Genomic DNA, 7951 nt, shown 5'->3' on the forward strand with positions numbered 1-7951 from the left:
ATGTGCTCGAACCACTCGATCAGATCCGGTGTGGTATATAACCGGCACAGGTCGAGGTAGCCGGGGCGATAGCCGAACCAGCGGCCCATCTGCATCAGCGTGTCGTACATCCGCGAGGCACGAAGGAAGTAGCTTGTGCACAGTCCTTCCAGAGTTAGTCCCCGCGCCAGTTTGTCGCCGCCAACGGCGATGACCTTCAGGCCCTCCGCTGCGTCGGCGTAGTCGAGCACATCGCCGGCGGTGCCATTGATCACCCTTACATGGATTTCGCTGACGACGCTCGGCAGGACTTCGGCGATCTGTGCCCACGTCTCGGCCGGATACGGTCCGGCGTCCGGCAGAGTCTCGGCCATTTCCGCCGTGGTCGCGGCGAAATCCCGGTCCCACAGCGCTTCCAGCCTCGCCAGCACCGGCTCGCGGGCGATCCTGCGCGAGAGACGCTGTTCAATGCCGCGCACCACAGCCTCGACGCGCCGATGCACTTCCACTTGGACCGCGTTGAAGCGCGTGACGTGCACCAGCATCGAACTGTGTTCCGCCTTCTGACCGCGCAGATGACGCGCGGCGCAGGCGAGGATGAACGCATCGATCGCTTCGATCAGTGAGGCCGGAAGACCCGTCTCGTCCGGATTCGGTGGCACCCACGTACTCTTGTGGCTGGTGGGCATCCAGCCCGATTTGCCGTCCGGGGCACAGTGATCGTCGACCTCGCGCACCAGTGGCAGACTTCCTTCCCGCTTGTCCCCGGTGTTGAGGCCGAAGACCCTGGCAGGACCGACGTAATTCGACGGCGCGCCGATGTTGTGGATGAACGCCGCCGGGAACAGGTCGGGACCGGCATCGGCCGTTTCGCCGCGCTCGTGGATGAAGATGTTAGCGAACGGTGTCGCCGTGTATCCTACATAGGCCTTGCGATGGAAGGCGTGCAGGATACGTCGTATCAACCCGTTGATGGCCGTCGGCTGGTGCTCCTCGTCTGCCTTGCCGTCCGCGTCGAAGTACTGCTCGCCGGTGTCCACCGATGCGTGGTCGGCTTCATCGTCGATGATCAGCAGCGGCAGATGCGTCACGATCTTGCGGTTGGTTTCGGGATCGTTGGCGTCGGCAACATGGTTCTGAATCCAGCGCAGCAAGCGGCTGAGCACAGTCTTGTTCTTCTTGACCACGAACAGCCATGGCAGTGCTTCGGGCGATACCCCCAGGTTTCTCACGTTGCTGGCGATGAAGTCGCCCTTCTCGGTCCGGTTGGTCGCGTAGTTCGGCCGGATCGATGGATCCTGGTCGATTTTTCCGACACCGATCTGGCGCAGGCCTTCGGCTGACGGATTGGTTTCGAAGCCGAGGAAGCCCTCGTCCAGACGCATCTGCGTCTGGGTGCGAAGATTGTTGTGCAGGCCCGCAAGCACGATGACGATCTTGTAGCCGGCATCGGCTGCCTTGCAGATCAAGCCGGTATAACTGCCGGTCTTGCCCGACTGGACGTGCCCCACCACCAGTCCGCGGCGATCCCACGGCCCTTTTCGCAAGGGGTCTTCCAGCTGACCGAGTATCCGGTCCGTCGACTTGTCGAGCCCGTCCACGGCCTCCCAGGGAAGACGCGCCTCCTGCATTTCGCGATAGCGCTGCCAGTAGCGCCAGTCCTTCTTTCTTTGCGGAGTCAGCCAGGGAACGTGGCCCTCGTTGTTCTCGAGCCAGGTGTCCTGGCCGACCCACACGCTGAAGCGCCGGATCAGTTCGTCCGATACGGCGTCCCTGTCCAGATCCACGGCCCAGGCCGGCTTCATCATGAGTGCGAGCCCGATCTTTTCGGAGATGAGCGCCGCTGTGATCGCGCGTTTGTCGGGCTCGTCGAACAGCAGCTCCTGCACAATCTTGATGACGCTCGCCTTGTTGGCTTCACCCTGTGGTGTCATTGTTTCTTTTCCAGTTCTCTTGGATCGTCAGGTAGCGAGGCCACCAGTTCGGGATGGTTCTGAAATGGCTCGGTCAGCAGGAGCCGCTTGCGCGCATGTTCTGGCGACATGCCCTTGAGCAGCACCATGTTCCTGTACATGACCGTCAGCACTTCGAGGATGGCGGCGGGCGGTTCGCCGGCGAACCCGGTGCGGGGTGTTTCCCGGTTTTCGGCGGTATCGATCCAGATGCGCTGGACCGGCACGGTTTCTTCGATGACCCTGAGCATGGCCAGTACTTGCGGCGTCAGGCCCTTCGCGTCGTCCAGCACGGCGCGCACTGCAGGGTGGTCAGTGTCGATCCGGTAGCGCATCCCGCCGGAGAACTTCTGGGATTGCCATACCTGGCTCACCTGTTCTCCACTTCTGGTCCGTGGAACGTAACCGCGGGACGCAAAGGTCCGCCGTGCACGTGTACGCGTCTCGTCCGCCAGCTTCGCCAGCCACTGCCGAATTTCGACAGGGGGCCGGGCGGTCGACTTGCGAATGTCGATCTTCCAGGCAGCGTCGGCCGAGTTGGGGATGTCCAGGCGGATGCGCGCAAGCCGGTGCGCTTCATCCTGGGTCCATCCGCGCCCCTGCCCGAGGCCGAGCCAGCCGCCGGCCACCAGCAGGCGTTTGTTGCGGTAGACATAGAATCCCTGCTGTGCAGTCCAGCCTTCCGGCCCGCGCGCTGACTCTTCTTCCTTCTTGCTCAGACGGTCCTTGTGCGGTAGCACGTGGCACTCCACCTCAACGCCGGGCATCGCAGGAAACGAAGCAGCCGGCGAATGCCAAGGCTTTGCAGGGTGCCCAGACATGAACGGGTCCCAGGGAGCGATCGACTTGTCGGCGATACGAATACGCAGCTGTGGCCGGGCCCCCTCGAGGTAACGGTGGAATACCATCGCAAGGTGGCGCTCGACCTGACAGATCAGATCAAGGAAATCCTGGTCCCGATAGCCGTCCGTGACAATGCGGTCCAGAACCTCCCAGACCACAAGCGTGCCGTTCGGCCGGCGGGCACCGAAGTCCGCCACCAGTTCGGCTGCGCTGTCGTCCGGGCCTTCGAGAAGCTGCCAGTCGTTCTGCTTGCTTGCGGCCAGCACGTCCAGGTCCCATCGCAGACACTGCAGGCCGTTCGGGCCCGCGCTTGCCACCGTCAGCCGGCGACATTGAGAAAAGGACGCGGTCTTCAAGCCCAGGCCGAAGCGCCCGAGATCGTTCTCTGCGCGCCGGTCCAGCGGATTCCTGTCGCCGAGCCGCATGGCGGAATCGAGCTCGTCGGCGCTCATGCCTCGGCCGTCATCCTCGATCAGGACGCGGCTGTTCTTGCCGTTCCATGAGAAGGTCAGATCGACGGTTCCGGCGCCGGAAGCGATGCTGTTGTCGATGATGTCCGCCAGCGCGGTGGCGGTGCTGTAGCCCAGCCCTCGGAGGGCTTCCATCATCGCTGCAGCCCGTGGCGGAGCATGGCGAAATTTGGCTTGGTTCATGGTGTTCGGGAGTTTCAGTAGTCGGACAGCGAAGCGGCGCCGGCAAACGGCAACAGCTGGTCGCGTCGAGAGGATTGCCGGAATCGGGTCAGCGCTTTCGCTTCGATCTGGCGGATGCGTTCTCTGGTGACGTCGAGTTTCTGTCCGATTTCCTCGAGCGTCATGCTGTCGAGTCCGCCCAAACCAAAGCGCAGCACAAGCACATCGCGCTCCTTTTCCTTGCAATCCGCCAGCATTCGCTCGATCAGGCCGGACAGGCTCGCTCGGGACACGGTGCCGTACGGATCGGCTTCGGTATCGACGATGTCGAGCGGATCCGGTGTGCCGGGCGCGCTGTTTCCACCACACTCTTCCAGCGAAAGCACTTCATGGTCGGACCGGACGATGCGGCGCACCGCTTCGGCCGACAAGGACAGCCGCTCCGCAATCTCGTCATGCCCGACCGGGCGTTCGCGGCCATGCTCCAGCTCGCGGCGCGTCCGACCGACCAGATTGATCTTCTCGACCATATGAACGGGCACGCGAATCAAGCGCCCCGTGTCCGCGAGGGCGCGCAGGACACTCTGGCGTATCCAGGCGGTCGCGTAGGTAGAAAACTTGAAACCCCTGCGAAAGTCGAACTTTTCGGCCGCACGCATGAGACCGAAGTTCGCTTCCTGGATGAGATCTTCGAGCGGGAGTTCGCGGTAGCGGTAACCATACGCAATCGACATCGCCAGACGGAGGTTCGCGCAGACAAGCTGATCGCGTGCTTTCTCATAGGCGCTTACCGAACTGGCCACTGCATGACCGGCGTCAGCTGCCATTTCCGGCAGGAGCGCCAGCAGGCGGCTCAGTTCCGGCGGCCGGGGGCGAGGTACCAGAGCTTCTCGACCGTATTCGGCCATGCCGTCCCTGACAAGCCCAACGTACGTGCCGAAGTCGATCCGGTTCTCTCCTTCGACAGCATCATCGTCTGGCGTCTCGTCCGCAGGCGCCTCAAGCTCGTCGGCTTCTTCGGCAGCAAGACCATCCGACGGCGAGTCGGCAGGAAAGGCAAGCTGCCACAAAGCCTCGGGAAGGGATGCGAGCGCACGGGTGAGCGAGCCCAGCGCGCTGTCCATGTGCCGTCCGATGCGCTCCTCGTCCTCCCGTTTGATGAGTTCACCCTTCCTTGCCCGCGCCGCATACGCCACGCTGGACTCGGCCGGCTCCGGCATGTCGGCATACAATGCTTCGATCGCATCCTTGAGCATGTCCGGCTCTGCGACGGCGCGCGCAAGGCCCGCTGGCGCCCAAGGGCCGGAAGCGATCGCCAAATCATCCAGCATGCGCTCAAGCACAAGTTGAGCGCGCTCGATCTGCCAGCCGCAATCGGTCTCCAGTGCACACGAGAGTTCGTCCAGCCCGACGAAGCCGGCCTCCATGCCATTGGCGATCAACTCCTCGATAGCTGGCATGTCGCCAAGCGAAATCGACGGCGCCCGGATCTGAATTTCAGGAAGATCCAGTTCGACATCCGACCAGTCCAGCTCGTCGCTGACTCGTCGATGCGTCGACATGACTCGCTGCGCGTTCTGTGCCGAGGAAACACACTCTTCGTCGTGGCGGGGCGCGACGATGACTTCGTCCGCCACCCATCCATTCAGCGCGTCCGCTGATTCGTCCGTCATGGAGCATTCGCCCTCCTCTGCTTGCGTCCCCGGCATTACGGACAACGAACCGGGTTCGGCCGGCTGTACTGCCGCAGCGACTTCATGGAGCAGTGCGTCAGCGCCGCGATAGTCCGGCTCTGCAGCGACCAGAGAAAGGGGGTTCGTCCGGAAGATAAGCAGCTCGGCAACAGCGGTGTTGCCATGCTCGACCGCCAGTTCGCCGGCCGTGCGCCCATCCGGACTTGTCAGAAAGGGATCGGCGCCGGCATCGAGCAGTCTGCTGCCGACATCGACCTGTCCGTGGACCGCTGCAAGCATCAGCGGCGTCAGGCCGGCGCCATCGCGGCCATTGATCGGCTCGCCACGCCGGATGTGAAGCGCGACAGCATCCGACGCACCGGATCTGATCGCCAGCCGGAACAGCGCTCCGAGCTTCCGTTCGGCGTTTTCCAAAACGCTCAGTCCTGCCATCACATTGCCACGAGGATATTGACCAGAAGAAAACCAAATTAGAATGAGGCATTATCCACTATTTGCCTCTTGTCAAAACTCCCCAATAATCACAGCTTGATGGAATCCGCGTCACTTGGCAAAACTGAAATTTTCTTGTACTGGTGCCTTGGCGCGTTTCATTGCACTTTTCCAGGCGTACCAGCGCGATGAGCCTCCAGCAGCGCAAACACGAGGTCGGCGATCTTCTTTGCCAGTAGAGGCGGCACCGCATTGCCCACCTGATGAAACTGCTCTGTCCGAGTTCCCTGGAAGAAATAATTGTCAGGGAAGGTCTGCAGTCGAGCAGCCTCTCGTACTGTCAGACTCCGGCACTGGCGCGGATCGTAGTGAATGAAGTAGTGGCCATCTTTGGAAATATGGCTCGTGATCGTGGTCGACACGCGATGGCCGGCCTGGACCCGAAAGCGATCGGAAAACTTGCCCGACTCCCAGTTTTCGTGATTGGGGCGCAGTCCCTCCAGGGCAAACTCGCCATGGCCTTTCGGCGAGCGCCCATAGGCTTTCGTCCAGGCAGACGCGAAGGCATAGCGCTGGAGGTCGCTGGCCATGTGTCCGCGCGCGTCATGGTTCAGCCAGACCGACAAGCGCTCGTCGTGATACCAGCCGCCGAGCACACTGGAGGAATCTCCGTCGTTGGCCTGCCGCCCGAGCCGCAGCCCCCCCGTACCAAGCCCGCGCGAAATATTGCTGGCGGCATCCTGCAGCTCGGCATGCAGCTTGCGATGACTTTCCACATCCCTGACCTCACGGGCCATGCGTGAAAAATGTCCCGCAACCACCTCGCCCCAGCGCTCGTCCGAATCCTTCTCCTTCGTGATTCCGCTGCGCACGCGCGGCAGCGAACCGAGCACTTCCTGAACGGACGGGCCTTTCAATTTTTCGAGCTGCTCTGGCGCCAGCTTGATGTCCTCTCGCACCCCGACCAGGATCACCCGGTGACGTGCCTGCGGAATGCCATGCTCCTCCGACTTGATGACGAAGTCATGCACATCGGTCATCCTCGGATCGTCCCCGGGATTGAAGCTCGTCGCGCTGCTCATCGAATGAATCCGGTAGCCGTTGCCGCAGCCGGACAAGTCCTTCAGAATGGAATCGAAGATCCTCTTCCCACCCACGGAGGCGGTCAGGATACCCTTCACGTTTTCCATGACGAACACCGCCGGGCGGTATTTCTCGATGATGCGGAGGTATTCCCTGTAAAGGAAATGGCGGTGGTCGTCCTCGGCCTTGTACTCGACCTTGCCACGGTTACGTACACGCCCCACAACCGAGTAAGCCTGACATGGCGGGCCGCCGATCAGGACCCACGAGGACTCAGGGCCGAGCTTGTGCGCATTGATGCAGACATCGAGCTCGTCGTTGCCTTTGTCGGTCCCCAGCTCGATCTGACGCGCTTCTTCTCCGGATTCGTCCCAGAGCTCGCGATTGGAATCGTCGAACGGCGCTTCGGCCTGGCCATTGCAGTAGCGGTAGTAGGAATCAAGGGCATTCCCACCATGGCGCTTGAGCATCCGGTAGAACGCCCGCAGGCGTAGCGTGGCGCGCGCCGAGGAATTCATTTCCGCCGATACAATTATCCTGAACGGGTCACCTTTGACGGACGAAAAGCCCTCCCCCAGGCCTCCGGGTCCGGCAAACAAATCAACAATGGGAATGCCCTTCGAGGAAAGGGACTGCGGTTCGATGGACAACTTTGCCTTGCGTAAAAATTTTCAGTGGACGACAGGATACCAGGAATTATGGATGTAGTCGATGCAGCAACCCGGTCAAGAATGATGACAGGTATCCGCTCCAAGGACACCCAGCCAGAGATGATCGTCCGTAAATACCTGCATGCGCATGGATTCCGCTACCGTCTCCACGCACGCAAGCTCCCTGGCTCCCCCGACCTAGTGCTGCCCAAGTATCGCGTAGCCATTTTCGTTCATGGTTGCTTCTGGCACCGGCACGCAGGATGCAAATTTGCAACAACTCCTGCCAACAATGCGGAGCGCTGGAAGTTGAAGTTCGATGGCAACGTCGAACGCGATGCGCGCAAGGAAAATTTGCTCCGTGCAGCAGGCTGGAAAGTCATTGTCGTGTGGGAGTGCGAACTCAGGCGTGCTCCAGACGAAAGGCTCCGGCAGCTCGTCAGTGATATCGCTGGGAGCGCAGGGAGCGCCCCATCCTGACGAGTTTAGCCATGCATTCTTCATGAGCTCGTGTAGCAAATCAAACGCCTTGAGCTTATCGACAGTAGAAAGTGAGCGTTTTCTGACGGCTACTCTTCAGCGCCTGGCCCGGTCACGCACGTAAGGTGAACTGTGGCAGATAGCGGGGGTGTACCAGATTCTGTGTAAACGAGTCTTTGTTTAAGTCTGCGGCACGCGGTCTTCAA

At 61.4% G+C, this 7951-nt stretch carries 5 protein-coding genes; 1 reads left to right on the plus strand and 4 read right to left on the minus strand.

Translation table 11 applies throughout. From position 1 onward, the window contains the following. The 4 genes from ASC93_RS23820 to ASC93_RS23835 all read right to left on the minus strand — a co-directional run. The coding region (locus tag ASC93_RS23820) for a Z1 domain-containing protein (RefSeq protein WP_200958394.1) at nucleotides 1-1913 on the minus strand (1913 nt) is incomplete at its 3' end. Next, on the minus strand, nucleotides 1910-3427 hold the full coding sequence (gene mzaB / locus ASC93_RS23825; RefSeq protein ID WP_229412855.1) for an MZA anti-phage system associated ATPase MzaB: 1518 nt from the start codon (nucleotides 3425-3427) through the stop codon (nucleotides 1910-1912). The genes ASC93_RS23820 and mzaB, both read right to left, overlap by 4 nt. Before the next feature lie 14 nt (nucleotides 3428-3441). Further along, a complete protein-coding gene (locus ASC93_RS23830; protein WP_056448475.1) occupies nucleotides 3442-5532 on the minus strand; it encodes a sigma-70 family RNA polymerase sigma factor in 2091 nt (696 codons plus the stop codon). Nucleotides 5533-5690: 158 nt separating this feature from the next. Next, nucleotides 5691-7265: a DNA cytosine methyltransferase gene (locus ASC93_RS23835; RefSeq protein ID WP_229412856.1), complete on the minus strand. Its 1575-nt coding sequence runs from the start codon at nucleotides 7263-7265 to the stop codon at nucleotides 5691-5693. 45 nt (nucleotides 7266-7310) lie between these two features. On the opposite strand from ASC93_RS23835, the gene ASC93_RS30195 reads away from it, so the two are divergent. Next, nucleotides 7311-7745: a very short patch repair endonuclease gene (locus ASC93_RS30195; protein WP_229412857.1), complete on the plus strand. Its 435-nt coding sequence runs from the start codon at nucleotides 7311-7313 to the stop codon at nucleotides 7743-7745. Nucleotides 7746-7951 lie beyond the last annotated feature (206 nt).

The sequence above is a fragment of the Massilia sp. Root335 genome, assembly GCF_001425685.1.
GTDB classification, from domain to species: domain Bacteria; phylum Pseudomonadota; class Gammaproteobacteria; order Burkholderiales; family Burkholderiaceae_D; genus Telluria; species Telluria luteola.